This window comes from Nocardiopsis sp. CNZ308, assembly GCF_004217075.1.
This window is the reverse complement of record NZ_SHKJ01000001.1, coordinates 4,146,219-4,170,109: the sequence shown is the minus strand read 5'-3', so window position 1 is coordinate 4,170,109 and position 23,891 is coordinate 4,146,219. Positions and strand designations below refer to the sequence as shown.

Genomic DNA, 23,891 nt, shown 5'->3' with positions numbered 1-23,891 from the left:
CCCCCCTTCACCCCGGTCGTGGAAACGGGGGAAGGGGCCGGGGACGCGGGCGCGGCCCCGCGCTCAGCCCGTGAGGCTGGCGTGCAGCGCGGTCGCGGAGGTGTCGGTGAGCGAGGCGACCTGGTCGATGACCACGCGCAGGGCGGCGGAGTCGTCGGCGGCACCGGTGAAGGCGGCGCGGAACTGCGGGTCCAGGCCCTCGGGGGCGTTCTTCCACAGGAGGCCGACCAGCTCGGTGATCAGGCGGCGCTCCTCGGCCTGGTAGACCCGGGCCTCCTCCCGCGAGAGCACGAAGTGGGCGGCGACCGCCTTGAGCAGGGCGCACTCCAGCAGGGGGCGGCGGGGCACGAGGAGGTCGCCGCCGTAACGGGTGAGGCGCCCGGGACCGTACGCGGCGCGGGTGGCCTCCTCCGCGGCCCGGCAGAAGCGGCCGATGAGCCCGCTGGTGAGGTTCTTGAGCGCGGCGAGCGAGGCGAGGTCGCCGGTGAACTCGCGCGGCCACGAGGGGTGGGCGATCAGGCCGGTGAAGACCTCGTCGAGTTCGGCCGGGTCGGCGTCGCAGTAGTCGGCGGCGGCGATCCGCACGACCTCGGCGCGCTCGGCGGCGCCGCGCAGGGCCGCGGGGTCCACCAGCCCGGCGTGCAGGGCGTCCTCGACGTCGTGCACGGAGTAGGCGACGTCGTCGGCCCAGTCCATGACCTGGGCCTCGAAGCAGGTGCGGCCCGGGGGCGCGTCCCGGCGCAGCCAGTCGAACACCTCGGTGTCGTCGGGGTAGCAGTTGAACTTGTGGGTGTCGCCGCCCTCGCCCCGCAGCCAGGGGTACTTGACGGTGGCGTCGAGGGTGGCGCGGGTGAGGTTGAGCCCCGCGCTGCGCCCGTCGGGGTCGATGACCTTGCCCTCCAGGCGCACGAGCAGGCGCAGGCTCTGGGCGTTGCCCTCGAACCCGCCGCAGTCGGCGGCGGCCTCGTCCAGGGCGCGCTCGCCGTTGTGGCCGAAGGGCGGGTGGCCCAGGTCGTGGGACAGGCAGGCCGCCTCCACCAGGTCGGGGTCGCAGCCCAGGGCCTGGCCGAGTTCGCGGCCGATCTGGGCGCACTCCAGGGAGTGGGTGAGGCGGGTGCGCGGGAAGTCGCTCACACCGGGCTGGACGACCTGGGTCTTGGCGGCCAGGCGGCGCAGGGCGGCGCTGTGCAGAACCCGGGCCCGGTCCCGCTCGAAGGGGTCGCGGGCCCGGTTCTTGCGGTTCTCCAGGGCCATGCGCTCGGTGTCCTGGTCGGTGTAGCCGAGCGCTCCGCCCTCGCGGGGATTGTTCGTCATCGTGTGTGCGAGCCTACTTCCCAGCTACGACCCGGGCGCCGTCCGCACTGGTCAGGCGGCATCGACCTGGATGTCGCTGCTGTCGTTGAAGATCCAGTAGTACCAGAGCGCCGCGGTCTCCCTGGTGATGTACCACAGCTGGGTGCGGCGCTCGATGACCGCGGGCCCCGACCGCGAGGGCGAGGTGCCCGCCTCGATGCCGTGGGCGGCGGCCATGCGTTCGGAGCGCAGGCTGTGCCAGGGGTCGGAGACGAGGATGGCGGTGTCCCAGGAGTTGGCCTCGAAGACCTCGGCGACGGCTTCGATGCTCTGGAGGGTGTCGCTCCCCTCCTCCACCGCGATGACCTGGGCGCCGGGGACGCCCACCTCGATCAGCCAGTTGCGTCCGGAGGCGGCCTCGGTGAAGTTGTCGCCGGGCAGCTTGCCGCCGACGGTGACGATGACCGGGGCCACGCCCTCCAGGTAGAGGGCCTGGGCTTGGCGCAGCCGGGCCTCGAAGACGGGCGAGGGCACGCCGTTGTACTGGCTGGCGCCGAGCACGACGATGGCGTCGGAGGGGGTGCGCTCGTCCTGGCGGGCCACGTACCAGACCCAGGCCCAGGTGCCGACCGGGACGGCCAGGGCGGTGACCAGCAGCAGGCTGACCAGCCAGCGCAGGCGGAAGCGGCGCCGGCCGCGGCGGCGCGGCCGGGAGAAGGACGGCGGTTCGGGGCGGCGGCGGGGCGCGGGCTCCGGGGCGCGCGGGAACTCCTCCTCCGGGACCCCCGCCTCGGGTGGTGCGGGCGCCGGGGGCGGGGAAACGCGGGTGCGGGGCCGCGGGCGCTCGCGGACGAAGCGGCGGGTGAAGACGGCGTCGTCGGCCGCCGGAAGGTCGGCGGGCACGCCCTGGGTGGCGGTCGCCCCGGGTGTCAGGACCTCGTCGCGCCGGAACTCCCGCGTGGTCTCGTCGTCGGAGAACGCGCGGGTGGCGTCGTCGTCGGAGAAGCCGGGGGTGGCGTCATCGACGGAGAACGCGCGGGTGCTCTCGGCGCCCTCGCCACCGGAGGACGCGGGGAAGTAGGCCCCTCGGGAGAAGACCTGGGTGGCCTCGTCGTCGGACGAGGGAGCGGTGGTCGGGTCGTCCCACGGCTCGTCGCCGCGGCCGTCGTTCGCCGTTCGCACCGGCTCACCTCCGCACATTCTCTGATCGGGGGGGGTGTCACCCCCACTGGGACGGCCTCCGGCCACCGCTGGTTCTCAGCGATTCGGCCCGTGGGAGGGCCGTGGCGGAGGGTGGTGTCAGCGCACCCCGTACCCGGTTCCGCGGGCACGGGGAGGCGGGCGGGGAAGTGGTGGCCCGGCTGGCGGTCAGAATACATCACGAACAGATCACAGCACATTTTCCACGCGTGCCGCCGACCGGGACGAGTCTAGGGCGTCGGGGAGGCGCTGCTTCCCCTCTGGGCAGGGACTTCCACTGCTCTGGGGGACGAAGAAGGGCGGGTGCGGCGGTCCGCGGGGACCGCCGCACCCGCGTGCGTCCTCGGCTCGGTCAGGGCGCGGTGTGTCCGGCGGCCCGGCCCGCCTCCAGGCGGGCGACGGGTACCCGGAAGGGGGAACACGAGATGTAGTCCAGGCCCACGCGGTGGAAGAAGTGCACCGAGGCGGGGTCGCCGCCGTGCTCACCGCACACCCCGAGCTTGATGCCCGGGCGCGCGGCGCGCCCCTCCTCCACCGCGATGCGCACGAGGCGGCCCACGCCGTCCACGTCCAGGGACTCGAACGGCGAGACCCCGAACACGCCCTTCTCCAGGTAGGCGGAGAAGAAGGAGGCCTCCACGTCGTCGCGCGAGAAGCCCCAGACCGTCTGGGTGAGGTCGTTGGTGCCGAAGGAGAAGAACTCGGCGTTCTCGGCGATCTGCCCGGCGGTCAGCGCGGCGCGGGGCAGTTCGATCATCGTGCCGACGGGGAAGTCGAGTTCGACGCCGTTCTCCCGGCCCACCTCGCGCAGTACGCGCAGCGCGTCCTCGCGGATGATCTCCAGTTCCTGCACGGTACCGACCAGCGGGATCATGATCTCGGGGCGGGGGCGTCCGCCCGCGGCGATCCGGTCGACGGCGGCCTGGGCGATGGCGCGCACCTGCATGGTGAACAGCCCCGGCACGACCAGGCCCAGGCGCACGCCGCGCAGGCCCAGCATCGGGTTCTGCTCGTGCAGCTTGTGCACCGCCTGGAGCACCCGCAGGTCGTTCTCGTGGCTCTCCCCGCGCGCCTCGGCCACGGCCACGCGCACCGACAGCTCGGTGATGTCGGGCAGGAACTCGTGCAGCGGCGGGTCCAGCAGGCGCACGGTCACCGGCAGGCCGTCCATGGCCGCCAGGATGCCGCCGAAGTCCTCGCGCTGGAGCGGCAGCAGCGCGTCGAGGGCCTGCTCCTGCTCCTCCGCGGTGTCGGCGAGGATGAGCCGCTCCACGAGCTGGCGGCGGTCGCCCAGGAACATGTGCTCGGTCCGGCACAGGCCGATCCCCTGCGCGCCCATGCGGCGGGCCCGGGCGGCGTCCTCGGCGGTGTCGGCGTTGGCGCGCACGCGCATGCGGCGGGCGGCGTCCACGTAGTGCATGAGGCGGTCCACCGAGTGCACGAGGTCGTCGGCCTCGTCGGAGGCGGGGTCGATCTCGCCCTCGAAGTAGCGCACGACGGGCGAGTCCACCACGGGGACCTCCCCGAGGAGGACCTCGCCGCTGGTGCCGTCGATGGAGATGACGTCGCCCTCCTCGACCACCTCGCCGCCGGGCGCGGTCATGCGCCGGTTCTTGGTGTCGATGTCGAGCTCCTCCGCGCCGCACACGCAGGTCTTGCCCATGCCGCGGGCGACCACGGCGGCGTGCGAGGTCTTGCCGCCGCGGCTGGTGAGGATGCCCTCGGCGGCGATCATGCCCTCCAGGTCGTCGGGGTTGGTCTCGCGGCGGCACAGGATGACCCTCTCTCCGCTGCGCGACCACTTGACGGCGGTGTAGGAGTCGAAGACGGCCTTGCCGACGGCGGCGCCGGGCGAGGCGTTCATGCCGCGGCCGAGGCGGTGGACGTCCGTCCCGGAGAGGGCCTCCTCGTCGAAGCGGGGGAACATCAGCTGGGCGAGCTGGTCGCCGGTGACCCGTTGGACCGCCTCGTCCAGGGTGATCAGGCCCTGGTCCACGAGCTGGTCGGCGATGCGGAACGCGGCGGCGGCCGTGCGCTTGCCCACCCGGGTCTGGAGCATCCACAGCCTGCCGCGCTCGATGGTGAACTCGATGTCGCACAGGTCGCGGTAGTGGTTCTCCAGGGTGTCCATGATGCCCATCAGCTCCCCGTAGCTGGAGGCGTCGATCCCCTCCAGGGCGGCGAGGGGGACGGTGTTGCGGATCCCGGCCACCACGTCCTCGCCCTGGGCGTTCTGGAGGTAGTCGCCGTAGACGCCGGGCTGGCCGGTGGCGGGGTCGCGGGTGAAGGCGACGCCGGTGCCCGAGTCCATGCCGAGGTTGCCGAAGACCATGGAGCAGACGTTGACGGCCGTGCCGAGGTCGGCGGGGATGCGCTCCTGACGGCGGTAGAGGACGGCGCGGGGGGCGTTCCAGGAGTCGAAGACCGCCCGGACCGCGAGCAGCATCTGCTCGCGGGGGTCGCTCGGGAAGGGGCCGCCGGTGCGTTCGCGCACGACCTCCTTGAAGCGGTCCACGAGCCGGCGCAGGTCGGCGGCGTCCAGGTCCAGGTCGCTGGTGACGCCCTTGGCGGCCTTGACCTCCTCGATGGCGTCCTCGAAGAGCTCGCCGTCGATGCCCTGCACGGTCCTGCCGAACATCTGGATCAGGCGCCGGTAGGAGTCCCAGGCGAAGCGCTCGTCACCGCCCCGGGCGGCCAGGCCCAGGACGGACTCGTCGTTGAGGCCGATGTTGAGGACGGTCTCCATCATGCCGGGCATGGAGAACCTGGCGCCCGAGCGCACGCTCACCAGGAGCGGGTCGTCGGCCTGGCCCAGGCGGCGCCCCATGGCCTTCTCCAGCTCCTGGAGGTTGGCCTCGATCTCGGCGTCGAGTCCGGCGGGCGTGCTGCCGTGGGAGAGGTAGTGGCGGCACGCCTCGGTGGTGATGGTGAACCCGGGGGGAACGGGCAGGCCGAGGTTGGTCATCTCGGCGAGGTTGGCCCCCTTACCGCCGAGGAGATCCTTCAGGTCCTTGTTGCCCTCGGTGAACGTGTAGACGTACTTGGCCACGGGGGTGCTCCCTCGCTTCTCGACGGCGCAGTGCTGGGTCGGCGCCTGTGCCCGGATGGGCGCGACTCTATCCACACTCCGCATCATCACTCGCCCATGAACTCCCTTTTTTCGTCATTTCCCCAGTTCACGGCTATTAAAGAGGTCTATACCAATGGTTTAGAGAAAGGGAAGCCGCCGAACACCCCGATCCGACGCGTGGAGCCACCGGCACAGACGACATCGCTGGTCACGGAGGCGCCGATACGCTCGAAGGCTCCGGTTCCCCAGCGAACGCCGCCACGGGAACGCACACGACCAATCCTGCGCCACATCCGTCACGGGAGAATGCCTGTGCCGCGAAACACAGGACTACCAATGAGTAACCTACGGAGCCGTAGGTTAGGCTTCGGGTGGGCCCGCAGCCGGGCGGACCGTGGGATGGAGGAGTGCAGCGTGTCGGAGGAACAGGCGCGGGGTACCGGGCGCGCGGAGGCCGACCGGAAGGACCGCGGGGCCCCGCGCGACGGCGGGCGGGGACCGGAGTCCGGCGCCCCCTCGGACGCGTCCGTGCCCGAGAGGGCCGCGACCGCGGCCGAGGAGCTGCTGGAGGCGGTCAAACCGCGGCTGCGCGGCTGGCTGCACCTGGGGACGGCGCCGCTCGCCCTGGCGGCGGGCGTCGTCCTGGTGTCCCTGTCCCCCACCGCGCCCGCCATGATCGCCAGCGCCGTGTACGCGCTCAGCGCGGTGATGCTCTTCGCCACCTCGGCGGTCTACCACGTGGGGCACTGGTCGCCGGGCGCGCAGAAGGTGCTGCGCCGCATGGACCACTCCAACATCTACCTGATCATCGCGGGCACCTACACGCCGTTCGTGCTGCTCGTGCTCCAAGGCACGCTGCGCACCGCCATGCTGGCGCTGATCTGGGGCGGGGCGATCGCCGGGGTCGGTTTCAAGATGCTGTGGCTCAACGCGCCGCGCTGGCTGTCCACCGCGCTGTACCTGGCCATCGGCTGGGTGGCGGTGCTGTTCATCCCCCAGCTGATCGGCGGCACCCACCCGGCGACGTGGATCCTCATCCTGGTGGGCGGGGTGCTCTACAGCGTGGGCGCGGTGGTCTACGGGCTCAAGTGGCCCGACCCGGCGCCGCGCTGGTTCGGCTTCCACGAGATCTTCCACTCGCTGACCATCGCGGCGTTCGTCTGCCACTATGTCGCGGTGTCGTTCGTGGTCTACACCACGGGCTGAAAGACCGGGCACCGCGACCGGAGGTGCCCTTCGCGGCCCACACCACGGGCTGAAAGACCGGGCACCGCGACCGGGGGTGTCATTCGCGGTCTGCACGACGGATTGAAAGACCGGGCACCGCGTCTCCCGCTCCGCAGGCCGCGCGCCCCCTTGTGCCGGGTCCCTCGGGGAGGGGCCCGGCGCACGGGGGCGTGGCCGCCGCCCGGATCAGGCGAAGCCGAACACCGGCGGGAACACCAGCACGACCAACCCCGCCCAGACCGCGTAGACCGGCAGGTAGGCCGTCTGCCACCGTTCGACCGCGGCGAAGGGGCGGGTGCCCCGCACGAAACCCGCCATCAGCCACGCCGACCACGCCAGGTGCACCAGCAGCACGAGGTTGAGACCGAGTGCGGCGGTCTTGTTGGCGGTGAACCCGAACTCGGCGATGCGGGTCAGCATCGCCGTCAGCGCGACGGCGTCCACCGCGAGCGCCGCCCCGACCAGCGCGAGCTGGAGCCAGTCGAACACACCCGGCGGGGACAGCGGGGCGCGGGCGGAGACCGAGTACAGCAGCAGGAACAGCACCAGCACCAGAACGGCGTCCATGATGATGAGCAGTTCGCGGTCCACCGTGGTCAGCGGGCCGTTCACCAGGAGCGCCACCAGGTCCGCGAGCAGCATCAGGACCGCCAGCGGCGTGAAGACCCGGGTCAGGACGGGCGCGATGTTCTCCACCACGCTCTTCTTGGCCTCCACCAGCCACGCGGCCACCAGGAGCGCGCCGGGCACGCCGAACGGCAGCAGCCAGTCCTCCATGAACGGCTCCAGGTCGACCTCCACCAGGGCGAGCACCCCGAAGGTGAGGCCGATCAGGACCGCGGACCCCAGCACGATCAGCGCCAGGTACATCACCAGCTCGCCCACGAACCGTACGAAGTCCATGCGCCGGTCGTGGGACCGCCACTGCCCGCCCGTGTGCAGGACGCCCACGAGCAGCCACAGCAGGACCGGGGCGTGCGTGAACGCGAGCACGGCGGTCATGCCGGGGCCCGGGAACGGCCCGGAGGCCGTCTCGAACGGGTAGAGGTTCACGGCCAGGGCCGGTACCGCCGCGATCGCGGCCAGCGCCGCGCACACGCGCCAGGTGACCCGCCGCTTCCAGGCGAACCACCCCGCCAGGAACGGGAGCACCACGAAGGCGACGTTGCGCAACTGCGCGAACTCGTCGTCGACCGCCGTGAACAGGAGCTTGACCGCCAGCCCCGCGCCGAGCGCGAAGGCGAGCACCACGCCGAGCTCGCGCCAGCGCGCGAGGCCGCCCGCCCCGTCCTCGGCCTCGGGGACCAGGACCAGCTGCTTCCAGAGCCGGTGGGAGTGCTCGCGCGCGAACTCCCGCGACACCTCGTCCAGGTTGCCCATGCGCCTGACCGCGACGAGGAAGGCCTCCTCGTCGTCCAGGCCGCTCTCCCCCAGGTCGGCGATCTGTTCGCGCAGGTGGTCCTCCATCTCCTCGATGTCGGAGGGGGAGATGGCCCGGCGGCGGCGCACGAAGCCGCGCCACTGGTCGATCTGCTCTTCCAGGACGTCACCGCGTGTGTTCTCGCTCATCAGGCGATCCCCCCCGCCGCGGCGTCCCCGAGGACCGGTGGCCGCGACGCGGCCTGCCACACCTGCTGGAGGGCGTCGGCGACGACGTCCCACTGCTTCTGCCGCTCGGCCAGCGTCTCCAGCCCGGCCTCCGTGATGGCGTAGTGCTTGCGGCGCCGCCCCGTCTCGGACACGCCCCAGGACGCCCGGACGTAGCCGTTGCGTTCGAGGCGGTGCAGCAGGGGGTAGAGCATGCCGTCCGTCCACTGCATCCGACCGTCGGAGAGCTCCTTGACGCGTTTGACGATGGCGTATCCGTAGGACTCGCCCTCGGCCAGGATGCCCAGGACGAGCGGTGTGGCCGACGCCGCGACCAGATCCTTGTCGATGTGCACGCGCACTTCCTATACCTAGTTCCGCTAGGGTTGATTACCCTAGCAGACCTAGGCATAGAAGAGTGAGGTATCGAGTTGAATCTCCACCGGTGTCACGATTCGCTCACACGACAGGACAAGACACACCAAACGACCGCGTAACGCACACCCCCTACCGCTAGGTTGAGAACCGGTTCCCGCGGTCGTGTGCGACCGGGGGCCGAAGAGGCGGCCGGAATCCCATCCCCCCGGGTCCGGCCGTCTCGCCGTGCCAGCGGTCCCGCCCCCGCCCCTCAGGGGGCCGGCGGAAGACCCGGCAGGCCGTCGACGCTGGCGGAGTTGCGGGTGAGCCGGTGGTCGTCGAAGTAGGCGGGGTCGCGGCGCTCGTGGTAGCGGTCCAGCAGGTCCCGGTCGCCGCGCAGACCCATCAGCGGCACGGAGAACCCGCAGGAGTCGGAGATACGCCGGACGTCCACCACGATGACCGCGCGCTGGCCGAGGGTGCGCTCCTTGGGGAAGTGCGCGCGCAGCCCGTCGAACCCGGGCTCCTCGGGGAGCACGGCCCGGCCGGTGCCGTGGAGGCGGACGATGTTCGGCGGCCCGTCGAAGGCGCAGAACATCAATACGATCCGACCGTTCTCCCGCAGGTGGGCGATGGTCTCGACACCGGAACCGGTGTAGTCGAGGTAGGCCACCCGGTGATCGTCGAGCACGGCGAACGTCCCGCTCATCCCCTTCGGTGAGACGTTGACGTGGCCGTCTCCGGCGAGCGGTGCGGTGCCGACGAAGAAGACCGGCTGGGCGAGGAGGAAGCGCGCGAGCCGGTCGTTGATGGCCTCATGGATTTTTCCCATGGCACCGAGCCTCCCACCCCGCCGGTTCCGCGCTCCGGCTCACCCCCGCCGCAGGATACGGGCCCCGCCGAAGCACGAGGGCCGCCCGCCCCGATCGGGGACGGACGGCCCTCGCCGCGCCGGTGGCTAGCAGCCGGGCAGGCGCTCGAACAGGTAGGTCTCCACGCGGTCCAGGGACACGCGCTCCTGGGACATGGTGTCGCGCTCGCGCACGGTCACCGCGTCGTCCTCCAGGGTGTCGAAGTCCACCGTCACGCAGAACGGGGTGCCGATCTCGTCCTGGCGGCGGTAGCGGCGGCCGATCGCCCCGGCGTCGTCGAACTCCACGTTCCAGCGCTTGCGCAGCCTGGCGGCCAGGTCGCGGGCCTTGGGCGAGAGGTCGGCGTTGCGCGACAGCGGCAGCACCGCGGCCTTGACCGGGGCCAGGCGCGGGTCCAGGCGCATGACGGCGCGCTTCTCCAGTTTGCCCTTGGCGTTGGGCGCCTCGTCCACGTTGTAGGCGTCCAGCATGAACGTGAGCACCGCCCGGTCGACACCGGCCGCGGGCTCGATGACGTAGGGGATGTAGCGCTCGTTGCTCTCCTGGTCGAAGTAGGACAGGTCCACGCCCGAGGCCTCGGAGTGCGTCCGCAGGTCGTAGTCGGTGCGGTTGGCGATGCCCTCCAGCTCGCCCCACTCGGAGCCCTGGAAGTTGAAGCGGTACTCGATGTCCACGGTGCGCTTGGAGTAGTGGGACAGCTTCTCCTGCGGGTGCTCGTACAGGCGCAGGTTGTCCTTGGCGATGCCCAGGTCGACGTACCACTGGTGGCGGATGTCGATCCAGTGCTGGTGCCACTCCTCGTCGCTGCCGGGCTTGACGAAGAACTCCATCTCCATCTGCTCGAACTCGCGGGTCCGGAAGATGAAGTTGCCCGGGGTGATCTCGTTGCGGAACGACTTGCCGATCTGGCCGATGCCGAAGGGAACCTTGCGGCGGGCGCTCTGCTCGACGTTCTTGTAGTTGATGAAGATGCCCTGGGCGGTCTCCGGGCGCAGGTAGGCCAGGCCCTTCTCGTCCTGGACCGGGCCCAGGTAGGTGCGCAGCAGACCGTTGAACATGCGCGGCTCGGTGAAGGAGTCCTTGGCGCCGCAGTTGGGGCAGGCGATGGCGGCCAGGCCCTCGGCGGGCTCGTGGCCGTGCTTCTCCTCGTAGGCCTCGACGAGGTGGTCCGCCCGGAAGCGCTTGTGGCAGGACTGGCACTCGGTGAGCGGGTCGACGAAGGCCGTCACGTGGCCGGAGGCCTCCCAGACCTCGCGGGCCAGGATGACGCTGGAGTCCAGGCCGACGATGTCGTCGCGCTCCTGCACCATGGAGCGCCACCACTGGCGCTTGACGTTGTTCTTGAGCTCGACGCCGAGGGGGCCGTAGTCCCAGGCGGCTCGCAGACCCCCGTAGATCTCGCTGGAGGGGTAGACCAGACCTCGGCGCTTGGCGAGGTTGACCAGTGCGTCCATCGCCTCTGACTTGGCGGCCATGGGGAACTCTCCATCCGGCTGGGTGTCGGTGGATCGCGTGCGCGATACATCGGTTGGTGTGGAAATGCGGCGCCGCCGAAACCAGGGAGCGGCAACGGCGACGACCGCGTCCATCCAGGCTAGAGCACCGGGGGGTGCGCGCACGCACGTTTCACGGGCACGGTGGCCCCCGTCGGAGGTGCGCGAACCGGCCCCGGGAAGGACGAAACCGTCCCCAAGCGTGCGGAAGCCGCCCGGACGGGTTTCAGGCCGGGGCCCCACCCCCGGTCACGATCTCGAACGCGGTGGGTTCGTCGATGGCGCGCGAGAGCAGCGGCACCGCGTTGACCTTGACGTCGAAGTCGGACAGGGCCCTGCGGTAGAAGCCGGCGCCGTCCCACTCGGTGACCACGGTCCACAGGCAGGGGTCGTCCGCGGCGCGGCCCACCCGGTGGCTTCGGAAGCCGGGGCGGCGGGAGAGCACCTCGATCGCGGCGGCGGCGTCGGTCTGGAAGGCCGCGGTGTCGGCCTCGGGCACGGAGTAGCGGGTGATGACGATCACGGTCCCATTGTGGCCCACCCGGGAGGCCCCGGACGGTTGTCCACAGGCGCGGATCCCGCTCCGGGCGGCCCTCCTCACGGGGGTGCTGACCCCGGAAGGCCCCCGCAGGCCCGACGCGCGCCCCGGGCCCGTGTCCCGGGGACGCGCGGCCCCCGGGACACGGGCCCCGGATCACTCCCGGCCGAAGACCCGGTCCACGACGCGGGCCGCGGCCCGGCCGTCGTCGAGCGGGCAGAACCGCTCCACGAACGAGCGGTAGGCGTCCCCGCTGCGCCGGGCCACCTCGTCGATGTCGAGCAGGGCCTCGACCACCTGGTCGGACTCGGTCAGCAGCGGGCCCGGCGCGGTCTCCTCGAAGTCGAAGTAGAACCCGCGCAGGTTGTCCCGGTAGCTCTCCAGGTCGTAGGTGAAGAAGAGCATCGGCCGCCCGGTGTTGGCGAAGTCGAACATCATCGACGAGTAGTCCGTGACGAGCACGTCGGTGATGAGGAAGAGCTCCATGATCTCCGGGTAGAGGGACACGTCGTGGACGAAGTCCCTGCCCACGATCGGCACGCTGTCCACCACCCGCGGGTGCCTGCGCACCAGCAGCACGTGGTCGTCGCCGAGCTTGTCGTACATCCGGCGCAGGTCCAGGTGCAGGTCGAGCTTGTGCCTGCCGCGCGTGTAGTACTTGTCGTCGCGCCAGGTCGGCGCGTACAGCACCACCTTCCTGCCCTCGGGCAGGCCGAGCCTGCGGCGGGTGCGCTCGGCGACGGCCTCGCGGTCGGGGGCGAAGAAGATGTCGTTGCGCGGGTAGCCGGTCTCCAGCACCTCGCCCTCGAAGCGGAAGGCGCTGCGCAGGATCGGGGTCGCCCACGGGCTCGGCGAGACCAGGTAGTCCCACTGCGCGGTCTCCCAGGCGAGCTTGTCGAAGTAGTCGCGCGACTTGCCGCGGATGTTCTCGACGTCGAAGCCGATGCGCTTGAGCATCGAGCCGTGCCAGGTCTGCACGACCACCTGGTCGGGGTGGCGGTGGAACCACGGGGGCTGGCGGGAGTTGGTGACCAGGTAGCGGGTGCGGGCCAGCGCCTCGTAGTACTCCCGGCCCCGGTGCCGCACGGCGGTCAGGTCGTCGGGCAGGCGCACCTGGCCGTCGGCGACCAGCCACGACATCGGGTACCGCGCCCAGCGCGCCCTCCCCCGCAGCTCCGCGTAGACGCTCTGCGGGCTGTCGGAGTACTGGCGGCCGGTGTAGCTGTCGAAGAGCACGCCCTCGGTGACGGGCTCGCGGCGCCGGGCCGGGTAGTGGCGCTCGCGCAGCTCGCGCTGGGCGAAGGCGCCGCGCTCGGCGGGGCGCAGGTCGCTGCCCACCTGGAGCACGGGGACACCGCGCCCCTGGCAGGAGAGGGTGTAGGCGCGCTCGCCGGTCTGCATCTCCAGCGGCAGGCCGGGGATGAGCGCGTCGGAGAACTCCACTCCCACGTCCGTGGCGTCGGCGCCGTCCCCGGCGGCCTCGCTGACCCTGCCCCCCAGCTGGTAGGCGCCCGCGGGCAGGGACAGCTCGCCGGACAGGGTGGGGACGTCGGCGGGGGCGAAGCGGGCCGTGAAGCGGCTGCCGGAGCGCTTCACCCGCAGCGGGTGCTCCTCGTCGCGGCCGCGCGCCCGGGCGACCAAGTCCAGTTCGGCGTCGGCGGAGAACTCCCCCTCCAGCAGCAGGGCGCGGCCCTCCCAGCGGGCGCGGTCGACCACGGGCCGGGCGTGCCCCGCGCGCAGCTTGAGGTGGCCGGTCGCGGTGCGCAGCACGGCCAGCTCGCGGTGGCCGTCCTCGGCCGCGTAGGCGGCGGTGGCCGTCTCGTCGGGCAGGATCAGGGGGACGGCCTGCCCGTCCGGGGTCACCAGGTGGACGTCCCACTCCTCCTGGCGGATCACGCCGCCGCACTCGGTGACGCTGCGGTCGAAGAGCTCGTCGGCGCGCACGCGGGCGGTGACGCGGCCGCCGTGGACGGTGGCCGGGTAGGTGAGCGCGGCGGTGCCGGGGCGGCGGGTCAGGCGCAGCCCGGTGGCCTCGGCCGCGGGCGCCGACACCAGTTCGCCCTCCAGCTCCAGCTCACCGGTGCGGGCGTCGAAGCGGTGCTCGGCCACGCGCGCGCGGGCCGGTTCGACGCTGATGAGCAGCTGGCGGTCCCTGCTCCAGTGGGGGCGCACCCACACGTCCCCGTCCACGCGGTGGTAGCCCGGGCGCTCGGACGGGCCGGGGACGGGGTTGGCGACGATCCTGCGGCGGGTGATCCCGCGGTTGAGGACGACCAGCTCCAGCTTCCAGTCGCCGGGCTCCCAACCGCCGGAGGACCGCAGCTTGCGGGGGTCCACGATGACGGTGAAGCCCCCGTGGTCGTGGCGGGCGGCGTCGATGACGTCGGGGAGGCGGTACTCGGCGGCGAGCCGCACCCGCACGGGCACGCGGACGCGGCGACGGGTGGCGGTGTTGACCGCGAAGGCCGCCAGGTGCTGCTGCCATCGTCTGCGGGCGCGCAGGTGGCGGATGCCGACGCGGCCGCTGACGTGCAGGCGCCCGTTCGACCAGCGGACGTCCTCGGTCTTCTGGCGGACCCGGATGTCCTCGCCGAGCCGGTACACCTCGCGCGGCACCGCCCGGTCGGGGTCCCGCGACTCGAAGAAGGGGTAGCTGACGTAGTAGCCCAGGCCGCGCCGCACGACGGTGGCCTTCTTGATCTCGACGCTCTTGGCGAAGGTCGCGACCTCCAGGACGTCGGCCGTGCGCCGCTTGCGCACCAGGTGGTACAGGAGGCGGTCGAGCACGTTGAGGCCGCGCAGGAGGCGCGCGGGCACGTGGTCGAGGTAGGCGTTGAGCAGGTCGACGGCGGTCTCGCGGGTCTCCTCGTCGGCGTCGTCCAGGCGCAGCAGGAGCTGGTGCAGCTCGCCGCCGAGCAGGGTGCGGTCCCACAGCTCGCGGTCGGCGCTGGCGAGTCCGGCGGCGAGGTCGCCCATCGCGGTGAGGCGCCGGGTGAGCGCGGCCTTGTCCAGGGGCCGGCGGGCGGCCTCGCGCCGGCGCATGAGCAGGACGGGGCCGGGCAGGGTGTCCACGGTCTCCGCGGACAGGGCGGCCCGGCGCAGGCCCAGGTCGGCGTCCTCGGGGTCCAGGGAGTGGTCGGGCAGGGAGTTCCAGAACTCCCTGCGCCAGAGCTTGTTGCCCAGGGTGGCGTCCGCGGCGAGCCCGGGGACGGCGCGGGGGTCCTCGGCCATGCGGTGCCTGCCGCAGTACCTGCGGTGCGCCTTGGACGGGGAGGCGCCCAGCTCGTCGAACCTGTACGCGTTGCCGACGACCAGGTCCGAGCGTGTGTCGCCCGCGCTGCGCAGGAGGTAGGCCAGGGCGTAGCCGGTGAGGGCGTCGGAGCCCTCCAGGAAGAGCAGGTGGGTGCCGTGCGCGGCGGCGGCGCCTCGGGCGCGGGCGGCGGGGCGGTCGGGGGCGGGTTCGCCGGTCAGGAGCGTGGCGGTGAGGCCGGGCGGCGGTGCGGCGGCGAACGCGGCGGCGAGGGCGAGCGCGTCCTCGCGGGCGGGTTCGACGGCCTCGTCCCCCTGCTCGTTCTCCTCCCCTCGGGTGTCGCCCTCGGTGTTCTCGGCGGCGTCCTCGTCGCCTCCGTTGTCGGCGTCGGTGTTCTCGGGGCCGGACCCGGCCGCGGACTCGGCGCCGTCGGCGCGGAGGCGGTCACCGTCGCGGACGGGGACCAGGACCACCTGCGCGTCCGCCCGGGGCTCGCCGGTCCCGCCGTCGTCGCGTTGGCGGGCCAGGGAGTCGAGGCAGTGCTGCAGGTGGGGCTCGGTGACGTCGAACGTCACGATGACAGTGGCTTCGGGCACGGAAGTTGACACCCTCCGGAGGGTTCGACGGGCCGCGCGGGCGACTGGGCGCGCTGGCCGCGTGCATCAGATGACTGACGACTGCGAGTGTGGATTTTGTGACTCAGAGTCAACACGGTACCGATGGCTGTGCGCCGTGCGGAAGACGGGAGGGGGTGTTCGGCGCAGCCGCACCGGCGCCCGGCGGCGGGCCGGGGTCCTGCACTAGGGTTCAGGACACAAGTATCACAGGCCCGGCGGCCCCACCGCCCACCTTTTCGGGATGGGCGCGCCCCCGCGCGGGCCTGTCCGGCGGCGGCACGGACCAGAAGCGGACACGGACAGCATGGCCCCTCCCGAACACGGTGACGAGAAGCGGCGTCCAGACCAGGACCGACCCCGGCGCGAGGGGGACTCCCCCCGCGCGAGGAGGACGGGCGGACTGCGCAGGGCGGTGGAGGAGCGCAGCGCGGTGCCGCTCGTGTGGCTGCACCAGGGCCCCCGGTGGCTGGCGCCGCTGGTGGTGGGCGCCCTGTTCATCGCGGGGCTGGTGGCGCCAGGACCGGTCGGCGCGGTGTGCCTGCTGCTGGTGGCCGCGTTCGTGGCGTGGCTGGCGTTCCTGACCTGGCCCTCCCTCGGCGGCCAGCCGCGGGCCGCGCGGGTGCTCATGGTGGTGGTCGTGCTGGTGCTGGCGGTGGCGCGGATCCTGGGTTACTGACACGACGACACCGAAAAGATCACGAATCCGCCATATTTTGACAATCATTTTCGTTTTCGTGATAATGGAACGGTGTCTGACCAGTTCAAGGCCGTCGCGGGCGACGCGCCGCCCGCCTTCCAGGCCGTCGACGCGCGTGTCGCCTACGACGGCGTCCCCGTGCTCGACGGTGTGAGCCTCGACGTGCCCGCGGGCCAGACGATGGCCGTCCTGGGGCCCAACGGCTCCGGCAAGTCCACCCTGATGCGCTCGATGCTGGGCATCGTGCCCCTGACCTCCGGCGAGGTCCTGGTGCACGGCGTCCCGCTGCGCAGGTTCCGCGCCTGGCGCCGGATCGGCTACGTGCCCCAGCGCCTCACCGCCGGGGGCGCCGTCCCCGCCACCGTCCGCGAGATCGTCGCCTCCGGGCAGGTCGCCTCGCGCCGCCGCCTGTCCCTGCCCACCCGCGCCGACCGCGCGGCCGTGGACGAGGCCCTGGAGACCGTCGGGCTGGCCGACCGGGGCCGCGACGCGGTACGCGAGCTCTCCGGCGGCCAGCAGCAGCGCGTGCTCATCGCCCGCGCCCTGGCCGGGCGGCCCGACACCTTCGTCATGGACGAGCCCATGGCCGGGGTGGACGCCGAGAACCAGCGCGCGCTGGCCGGGACCATCACCCGTCTGCGCGAACGCGGCGCGACCGTGGTCCTGGTCCTGCACGAACTGGGCCCGCTGGAGAACGTGATCGAGCGGGCCGTGGTGCTGGAGTCGGGCCGCGTGGTGCACGACGGCGCCGCGCCCGCGCCCACCGGCGAGTGCGCGCGGCCCGGACACGAGCACCAGCACCCCCACCCCGACCCCAACGCTCCCGACTCCGCGGGCACCACGGCCGCGGAGATGATCCGACTCGAGGTACCCGGCCGTGACTGAGCTGCTCCACTACGAGTTCATGCGGCGCGCGCTGGTCGCGGCGGTGCTCGTCGGCCTGGTCACCCCGATCATCGGCACCTACCTCGTCCAGCGGCGCCTGGCCCTGCTGGGCGACGGGATCGGCCACGTCGCCCTGACCGGGGTGGCCCTGGGCCTGCTCACCAGCACCTCTCCGGTGCTCACCGCGGCCGTGGTGGCCACGCTGGGCGCGGTCCTCATCGAGCTGGTGCGGGTGCGCGCCCGCACCAGCGGGGACGTGGCCCTGGCGCTGCTGTTCTACGGCGGCATCGCCGGTGGTGTGCTGCTCATCGGGCTCACGCCCGGGGCGAGCAACGCCACGCTGGTCTCCTACCTGTTCGGCTCGGTGAGCACGGTGGAGGAGTCCGACCTGTGGGTGGTGGGCGTGCTCGCCGCCGGGGTGATCGCGGTGGTGGCGGTGTTCGGCCGCGAGCTGTTCGTGCTGTGCCAGGACGAGGAGGTGGCGCGGGCCCACGGGCTGCCGGTGCGCTTCCTGAGCGTGCTGCTGGCCGTGACCGCCGCGCTGACGGTGGTGATCGCGATGCGCGTGGTGGGCGTGCTCATGGTGAGCGCGCTGATGATCGTCCCGGTCGCCGCCGCCCAGCAGCTCACCAAGAGCTTCCGGGTGACGATGCTCCTGGCCGTGCTGATCGGACTGCTGTCCTCGGTGGGCGGCCTGACCACGTCCTTCTACGCCGAACTCTCCCCCGGCGCGACGATCGTGCTGCTGGCCCTGGCCGTCTTCGGCGTGGCCGTGGCGGTCGGCGGCGTGCTGCGCCGCACCTCGGGGCGCCGCTCCGCGGCGGCCTTCGATCCCGTTGGCGGGAGTTCGACCGGTACGATGCCCCAGACTGAGCGGGGGAAGGTGAGACCATGAGTACACGACGCGAGGCGGTCCGCCAGGCGCTGACCGGTTCCGACGGTTTCCGCAGCGCCCAGGACCTGTACGCGGACCTGCGCGCCGACGGTTCCAAGATCGGCCTGACCACCGTCTACCGGGCGCTCCAGGCGCTGAGCGACTCCGGTGAGGTGGACGTGCTGCGCACCGACGAGGGCGAGGCCGTCTACCGGGCGTGCGGCACCGAGAGCCACCACCACCACATCGTGTGCCGGGTGTGCGCGACCGCGGTGGAGATCGAGGGGCCCACGGTGGAGAAGTGGGCCGCCGAGATGGGCGCCCGGTACGGCTTCACCGGTGTGACGCACACCGTGGAGGTCTTCGGGACCTGCGCCAACTGCTCCTAGGGCCTGTTTGGTAAGTCAGAGCCATTCGTTGATGACCGCGATCTGGACGGTGGCCTCGTAGCGAAGCGCGAGCTTGTCATAGCGCGTGGCCACCGCCCGATTGCGTTTGAGCCGGTTGATCCCGCACTCCACCGCGTGACGGGCCCGATAGTCGGCCTTGTCGAAAGCGGGAGGACGTCCCCCGCGCCGTCCCTTGCGTTCGCGATTGCGAACCCGGTCGGCAGGCTCTGGGATCGTCGCCTTGATCTTGCGTGCGCGCAGGTAGGAGCGGATCTTCTTCGAGCTGTAGGCCTTATCGGCGCGCACCCGTACCGGCCGGGTGCGCGCCGGACCACTGCGCCCCCGCCCCACGACGCGGATACGGCCCATGACGGGCTCGAACTGGGGAGCGTCTCCACGCTGACCGGCGGTGATCACCACGGACACGGGCTTTTGAGCCTGTTCGCAGGCCAGATGGATTTTGGTGGTCCACCCGCCGCGTGAGCGTCCCAGGGCGTGGTCGGCGGGCTCATCCGTTCCGTGATCTTCTTGCTCCCCTTTTTCGCGGCCCCGGCGGCGTGCTGGTGGGCGCGCACGATGGTGGAGTCGACGTTGACCTGCCAGGTGATCAGGCCCGCCGCGTCGGCGATCGACTGCAAAGAGGCCAGGATCTGCGCCCAGGTGCCGTCCAGGCTCCAGCGGCGGAACAGGTCGTAGACCGTCTGCCAGGGGCCGTAGCGTTCGGGTAGATCGCGCCAGGGAGCGCCGACCCGCACCCGCCAGCGGATGCCGTTGATCAGGGTGCGCTTGCAGCGTTGGGGCGGGCGGCCCGTTGAGGAGGCGGGCAGCAGGGGTTCGAGTAGGGCCCACTGGGCGTCGGTGAGGTCACCGCGCCCGGGTCCGGGTAGGGTCGGCACGAAGCCTCCGGCGGACTTGTCTTCTTGGTCGTTGACCCGTCTACCGGAGGCTTCGTTCGTGTGCTGGGCGACATGCCCGTTGTTACTGCTTTGGTGCTTTCACCCGCTCCCGCGAGGGTTCCCAAACAGCCCCTAGGCGCAGCGGCCGTCACGGCCGGTGGGCCCGTTCGGTGATGACCGAGAACACGGTGACCGGCTCGCCGAAGTGCTCGGCCAGCAGCTCGGGCAGGGCCTCGCCGAGGTCGGTCCGGTCGTAGGCGGACTCCAGGGGCACGAAGTGGTCCGGCCCGGAGCCGTCCACCAGCAGTTCCCACCCGTACCCGCCGCCGCGCCACAGGGTGCCCAGCTCGATGCCGTCCACGCAGATGAGCGCGGTGTCGGCGTCCCGGTACCTGAGGCGCACCCATACCCGCCGCACCGCGCTGGAAGGGGAGGGCGGGGCGTCGGAGGCCGGACCGCCTGCGGCGGCGGGAACCGCCCGCTCCGCCCCGATGACGTCCTCGGGAGCGGATGCCCCCTGTCCTGGGTCCGTACCGCTCTCGGAGACGGGCTCCTGCGGCCCGGCGTCCGGGCCTCCGGTGGGGGCGGGAGCCGACCGCCCACCGGCGGTGCCGTCCGCGGAGGCGCAGACCGGCGGACCGGGCAGGTTCGGGACCAGGTCGGGCTCCTCCTCCCAGGGCGAGGACCACCCCAGCACGCGCTGCACATGGCGGACCGCGACTGGTTCGCGCGTCCACCAGTCCTGGACGTCGTGGAACCACACCAGGTCGGGTGTTGCTCTGGCTACGCCCTCGGCGCGGCTCACCGACACCTGTCCGGCCCCGTCGCGGACCACGGCGCGGACGTGCCAGGCGCGGTCGGCCCACCGGTTCGAACCCCACACCACGGCGGCGGTGAACGCCTCGGCGCCGAGCGGGGCGGAAGAGGGCGGGGCGCGGTGCCGGGGGCGCTCACCCGCAGGGTACGGGCCGTGCCGTCGGCTGACCTCCCGTCGGCGTCGCCCTCCCCCGCCTCGGAGAACCCGGAGCGCGCCGAGGCCGCCGATCCGCGCCGGGGCGATCCCGTCGATCCGCGCCGGGGCGAGGGCCAGCGCGCGTGGTAGCGGCGCACGGCCGCCTCGAAGGTGTCCTCCTCGTGGGCGGCGCCGCTCCCCCGGGTGCTCCACAGGGCGCGGATGTCGCGGACCATCGCACGCCACCCGGCCCGGTCGCCGGGGTGGGTGCGGCCGACCGAGCGCAGCCGGGGCCTGCCCGCGTCGTCATCCCGGCCCGGTCGGGGCTGTCTGCCCCGGAGAACCACGCCCGGAGCGCCGACGCGTCGTGCGCGCGGCGCCCCGCGGGGCGTCACTCCCGGCGCAGCGGGTCCAGGCTGGGGCGCTTGGGGCTGACGTTGTCCCCCGAGGAGCGACCGGTGAGGCGGCGGCCGATCCACGGCACCAGGAACTCGCGCGCCCAGTGCAGGTCCTCCTGGCGAGCGGAGCGCCAGTCGCGGGGGTCGGCGGGCGGCCACGGCTGCTTCCAGTCGCCCTCCACGGGCACCCCGAGCACCTCGGCCACGCGCAGCGCCATGCGGCGGTGGCCCTCCGGGGACAGGTGCAGGCGGTCCCAGCTCCAGGCGCGGGCGTCGTCCAGGACCCGCATGCTCCACACGTCCACCACGTCGCAGCCGTAGCGGTCGGCGATGGCCCGCAGGTGCATGTTGTACGTGGCGATCCGGCCGCGCATGTGGCGCATCACGGGCTGCCAGTTGGTGTCGAACCCGGTGAAGACCACGATGCGCGCGCCGGTCCGGCTGAGCTCCTCCACCGCCGCGGCGAAGGCCACGGCCACGGCGTCGGGGTCGCTGCCGGGGCGGATGATGTCGTTGCCGCCCGCGCACAGCGTGATCAGGTCCGGCGAGAGCTCCACCGCCCGGGGAACCTGTTCCTCGGCGATCTGGCCGATGAGCTTGCCGCGCACCGCGAGGTTGGCGTAGCGCACCTCCGCGACGTGGTCGGCCAGGTGTTCGGCCAGGCGGTCGGCCCATCCCCGGTAGCGGCCGTCGGGCGCGCCGCCGCCGTCCGGGTAGGGGTCGCTCATGCCCTCGGTGAAGCTGTCACCGAGGGCGACGTAGGACAGGATGTCCTGGTGCACCAAGTTCGTCCCAAAGCCGCTCATAATGCCCGATCATCCAACTCCGCGCCAGGGTTACGCGACAGTAGGTTGATCGTTTCCGGCGTTTTGGGAGCCACCTCACACCGGGACGGCGGCGGTCAGCGGTCCTTGGTGATCCGGGTCAGCTCCGGGCGCTTGGCCGTGACCGTGTCGCCGGAGGAGCGCCCCGTCAGGCGGCGGCCGATCCACGGCCCGAGCGACTCCCTGACCCAGGTCAGGTCCTCCCGGCGCGCACGGGTCCAGCCGACCGGCTCGCTGTGCGGCCACGGCTCGTCCCAGCGCTCCGTCACCGGCACGCCCAGCACCTCGGCCACGCGCAGCGCCAGGCGGCGGTGCCCCTCGGGGGACATGTGCAGCCGGTCCTCGTCCCAGGCGCGGGGGTCGGTGAGCACCCTCATCGGCCACTGGTCCACCAGGAGGCAGCCGTGCTTGTCGGCGACGGCGCGCACGTGCATGTAGTAGCGCGCGAACAGGCCGATGGTGCCGCGCATGTAGCCCGTGGTGATGTTGACGCCGGTGAAGAGCACGACCTGGCTCCCCGCGGCGCGCAGGCGGCCCACCGTGTGGTCCAGGATCCTGGCCATCCGCTCGGGGTCCCCGCCCGGGCGCAGCAGGTCGTTGCCGCCCGCGCTCAGGGTGACCAGGTCCGGGGCCATCGCCAGGACGGGCGGGAGCTGGTCGGTGACGATCTGGCGCATGAGCTTGCCGCGCACGGCCAGGTTCGCGTACAGGACCTCGCCCAGGTCGTCGGCCAGGTGCTCGGCCAGCCGGTCGGCCCAGCCGCGGAAACCCGCGCCCGGCTCCGGGTAGGGGTCGCCCACGCCCTCGGTGAAGCTGTCGCCCACCGAGACGAGCGACATGCCCGGCCTGAGCAGCGGACCGTCCGAACCTGCCATCACTTCTTCTCCTCCGACACGGGGTTGGGCACGGCACCGCCGTAGCGGCGGTCCCGGCTCGCGTAGATCTCACAGGCCCGCCACAGGTCGCGGCGGTCGAAGTCGGGCCAGAGCGTGTCCAGGAAGACGAACTCGGCGTAGGCGGACTGCCAGAGGAGGAAGTTGGACGTGCGCTGCTCGCCGGAGGAGCGCACGAACAGGTCCACGGGCGGCACGTCGGGGGCGTAGAGGTGCTGGGCGAGGGTGTCCTCGGTGATCTTCTCCGGGGAGAGCAGACCCGCCGCCGCCCTGCGGGCCAGCTCGCGCGCGGCGTCGACGATCTCGGCCTGGCCGCCGTAGTTCACGCAGAACTGGAGGGTGAGCGCGGTGTTGTCTTTGGTCATCTCCTCCGCGTCCTGGAGTTCGCGGATGACGCTCTTCCACAGCCGCCCCGCGCGCCCGGCCCACTTGACGCGGACCCCCCGCGCGTGCAGCTCGTCGCGGCGCCTGCGGATGGTGTCGCGGTTGAAGCCCATGAGGAAGCGCACCTCGTCGGGCGAGCGCTTCCAGTTCTCGGTGGAGAAGGCGTAGGCGGACAGGTTGGCCACGCCCATCTCCAGGGCGCCCTCGATCACGTCGAAGAGCGAGGACTCACCGGCCTTGTGCCCCTCGGTGCGCGCCAGCCCGCGCTCCTTGGCCCAACGGCCGTTGCCGTCCATGACCACGGCCACGTGCCGGGGCACCAGCTGGGCGGGGAGCTCGGGGGGACGCGCGCCGCTGGGGTGCGGAACGGGCGCGGCGTACTCCCGCCGTTTACCGGTGTCGAAGCTGAACAGACTCAAGAACGCTCCACATGGCGCAGTGATCGGATTCCGTTTTCCAGGTGCCACTGTAGGTAGGCCGCGACCAGCCCGCTGCACTCGGAGCGCTGCCTGTCCTCGCTGGCGTCCGCGCTCTCCCAGTCCCCTCCGAGCAGTGCCGACATGAGTCGGAGCGTGTCCGGGGACGGGTGCACGGAGCCGTGGGGACGGCACACCGTGCAGACCATACCTCCGGCGTGGACCGCGAACGCGCGGTGCTCCCCCCGGCTGCCGCAGCGGGCGCACTCGGCCAGCGAGGGCGCGTACCCGGCGACGGCGAGCGAGCGCAGCAGGTAGGCGTCCAGGACCAGCCGGGAGTCGTGGCTTCCCTCACCCAGGGTACGCAGCGCGCCGATGAGCAGGAGGAACTGGCGCAGCGCCGGGTCCTTCTCGACCGAGACGACCTTCTCGGCGGTCTCCAGCATCGCGGTGGCGGCGGTGTAGCGGGAGTAGTCCGACACCACCGCCTCGCCGTAGGCCCGCACGGTCTCGGCCTGGGTGATCACGTCCAGCGTGCGGCCCGCGTGCAGCTGGAGGTCGACGTGGGTGCACGGCTCCAGCCGGGCGCCGAAGCGGGACCTGGTGCGGCGCACCCCCTTGCCGACGGCGCGGACCAGGCCGGTGCGCCGGGTCAGGAGGGTGATGATGCGGTCGGCCTCGCCCAGCTTCTGGTTGCGCAGGACGACACCCTCGTCGCGGTAGAGACTCACATCCCCATTGTCGCGGATACCACGGACCGTCCACGCGGACGGTGGAGC

Annotated in this window: 21 protein-coding genes; 6 read left to right on the top strand and 15 right to left on the bottom strand. The window is 72.3% G+C overall.

The genetic code is table 11. The features are described from left to right. Positions 1–63 precede the first annotated feature (63 nt). From EV372_RS18010 to ppdK, 3 genes are all read right to left on the bottom strand, one after another. Positions 64–1,314: a deoxyguanosinetriphosphate triphosphohydrolase gene (locus EV372_RS18010; protein WP_130396924.1), complete on the bottom strand. Its 1,251-nt coding sequence runs from the start codon at positions 1,312–1,314 to the stop codon at positions 64–66. Positions 1,315–1,365: 51 nt separating this feature from the next. After that, the gene (locus EV372_RS18005) at positions 1,366–2,475 is read right to left on the bottom strand and encodes a YdcF family protein (protein ID WP_130396923.1); all 1,110 of its coding nucleotides are present in this window, start codon (positions 2,473–2,475) and stop codon (positions 1,366–1,368) included. 370 nt (positions 2,476–2,845) lie between these two features. Next, positions 2,846–5,542 (bottom strand): pyruvate, phosphate dikinase, encoded by a 2,697-nt coding sequence (gene ppdK, locus EV372_RS18000; protein ID WP_130396922.1) that lies wholly within the window; start codon positions 5,540–5,542, stop codon positions 2,846–2,848. A 420-nt stretch (positions 5,543–5,962) separates the two neighbouring features. Here ppdK and trhA point away from each other — a divergent pair, with 420 nt between their 5' ends. Continuing rightward, positions 5,963–6,769 (top strand): PAQR family membrane homeostasis protein TrhA, encoded by an 807-nt coding sequence (trhA, locus tag EV372_RS17995; RefSeq protein ID WP_130396921.1) that lies wholly within the window; start codon positions 5,963–5,965, stop codon positions 6,767–6,769. Between the two features lie 207 nt (positions 6,770–6,976). Here trhA and EV372_RS17990 read toward each other — a convergent pair whose 3' ends face one another. The 6 genes from EV372_RS17990 to EV372_RS17965 all read right to left on the bottom strand — a co-directional run bounded on the left by EV372_RS17990 (position 6,977) and on the right by EV372_RS17965 (position 15,483). Then, positions 6,977–8,359, bottom strand: a complete 1,383-nt coding sequence (locus EV372_RS17990) for a permease prefix domain 1-containing protein (RefSeq protein WP_130396920.1) — start codon at positions 8,357–8,359, stop codon at positions 6,977–6,979. Beyond that, positions 8,359–8,733: a PadR family transcriptional regulator gene (locus EV372_RS17985; RefSeq protein ID WP_130396919.1), complete on the bottom strand. Its 375-nt coding sequence runs from the start codon at positions 8,731–8,733 to the stop codon at positions 8,359–8,361. Before EV372_RS17985 ends, EV372_RS17990 begins: the two co-directional genes overlap by 1 nt. Positions 8,734–9,005: 272 nt before the next feature. Continuing rightward, on the bottom strand, positions 9,006–9,566 hold the full coding sequence (locus EV372_RS17980; RefSeq protein ID WP_130396918.1) for a pyridoxamine 5'-phosphate oxidase family protein: 561 nt from the start codon (positions 9,564–9,566) through the stop codon (positions 9,006–9,008). A gap of 126 nt (positions 9,567–9,692) precedes the next feature. Then, a complete protein-coding gene (locus tag EV372_RS17975; protein WP_013151792.1) occupies positions 9,693–11,081 on the bottom strand; it encodes a glycine--tRNA ligase in 1,389 nt (462 codons plus the stop codon). Between the two features lie 244 nt (positions 11,082–11,325). Beyond that, positions 11,326–11,622, bottom strand: coding sequence for an antibiotic biosynthesis monooxygenase family protein (locus EV372_RS17970; RefSeq protein ID WP_130396917.1), 297 nt, complete (start codon positions 11,620–11,622; stop codon positions 11,326–11,328). Between the two features lie 171 nt (positions 11,623–11,793). Next, complete coding sequence (locus tag EV372_RS17965; RefSeq protein WP_130396916.1) at positions 11,794–15,483, bottom strand: CDP-glycerol glycerophosphotransferase family protein; 3,690 nt, start codon at positions 15,481–15,483, stop codon at positions 11,794–11,796. A gap of 325 nt (positions 15,484–15,808) precedes the next feature. Here EV372_RS17965 and EV372_RS17960 point away from each other — a divergent pair, with 325 nt between their 5' ends. From EV372_RS17960 to EV372_RS17945, 4 genes are all read left to right on the top strand, one after another. Continuing rightward, positions 15,809–16,180: a DUF6703 family protein gene (locus EV372_RS17960; RefSeq protein ID WP_130396915.1), complete on the top strand. Its 372-nt coding sequence runs from the start codon at positions 15,809–15,811 to the stop codon at positions 16,178–16,180. A gap of 72 nt (positions 16,181–16,252) precedes the next feature. After that, entirely contained in the window at positions 16,253–17,086 is an 834-nt protein-coding gene (locus EV372_RS17955) for a metal ABC transporter ATP-binding protein (RefSeq protein ID WP_019606927.1), read from the top strand. After that, positions 17,079–17,981: a metal ABC transporter permease gene (locus tag EV372_RS17950; protein WP_130396914.1), complete on the top strand. Its 903-nt coding sequence runs from the start codon at positions 17,079–17,081 to the stop codon at positions 17,979–17,981. The genes EV372_RS17955 and EV372_RS17950 overlap by 8 nt, the downstream gene beginning before the upstream one ends. Beyond that, positions 17,978–18,349, top strand: a complete 372-nt coding sequence (locus tag EV372_RS17945) for a Fur family transcriptional regulator (protein ID WP_013151786.1) — start codon at positions 17,978–17,980, stop codon at positions 18,347–18,349. The genes EV372_RS17950 and EV372_RS17945 overlap by 4 nt, the downstream gene beginning before the upstream one ends. A 15-nt stretch (positions 18,350–18,364) precedes the next feature. Here the strand turns inward: EV372_RS17945 and EV372_RS17940 are convergent. Further along, a protein-coding gene (locus tag EV372_RS17940; RefSeq protein ID WP_486483996.1) for an IS5 family transposase occupies positions 18,365–19,245 on the bottom strand; the annotation gives its coding sequence in 2 pieces (ribosomal slippage) (positions 18,365–18,871 and positions 18,874–19,245; 879 coding nt in all). Positions 19,246–19,393: 148 nt separating this feature from the next. After that, entirely contained in the window at positions 19,394–20,128 is a 735-nt protein-coding gene (locus EV372_RS17935; protein WP_130396913.1) for a hypothetical protein, read from the bottom strand. Positions 20,129–20,215: 87 nt separating this feature from the next. Here EV372_RS17935 and EV372_RS29465 point away from each other — a divergent pair, with 87 nt between their 5' ends. Further along, positions 20,216–20,347, top strand: coding sequence for a hypothetical protein (locus EV372_RS29465; protein ID WP_486483995.1), 132 nt, complete (start codon positions 20,216–20,218; stop codon positions 20,345–20,347). 241 nt (positions 20,348–20,588) lie between these two features. Here the strand turns inward: EV372_RS29465 and EV372_RS17930 are convergent, their stop codons facing one another. The 4 genes from EV372_RS17930 to recO form a co-directional block, all read right to left on the bottom strand. Next, on the bottom strand, positions 20,589–21,401 hold the full coding sequence (locus EV372_RS17930) for an SGNH/GDSL hydrolase family protein (protein WP_197044275.1): 813 nt from the start codon (positions 21,399–21,401) through the stop codon (positions 20,589–20,591). A 95-nt stretch (positions 21,402–21,496) separates the two neighbouring features. Continuing rightward, a complete protein-coding gene (locus EV372_RS17925) occupies positions 21,497–22,294 on the bottom strand; it encodes an SGNH/GDSL hydrolase family protein (protein ID WP_094801400.1) in 798 nt (265 codons plus the stop codon). Next, positions 22,294–23,115 carry an isoprenyl transferase gene (locus EV372_RS17920; protein WP_130396911.1) on the bottom strand — a complete coding sequence of 274 codons (822 nt, stop codon included), beginning with the start codon at positions 23,113–23,115 and terminating at the stop codon, positions 22,294–22,296. Before EV372_RS17920 ends, EV372_RS17925 begins: the two co-directional genes overlap by 1 nt. Next, complete coding sequence (gene recO, locus EV372_RS17915) at positions 23,112–23,843, bottom strand: DNA repair protein RecO (RefSeq protein ID WP_013151781.1); 732 nt, start codon at positions 23,841–23,843, stop codon at positions 23,112–23,114. The genes EV372_RS17920 and recO overlap by 4 nt, the downstream gene beginning before the upstream one ends. Positions 23,844–23,891 lie beyond the last annotated feature (48 nt).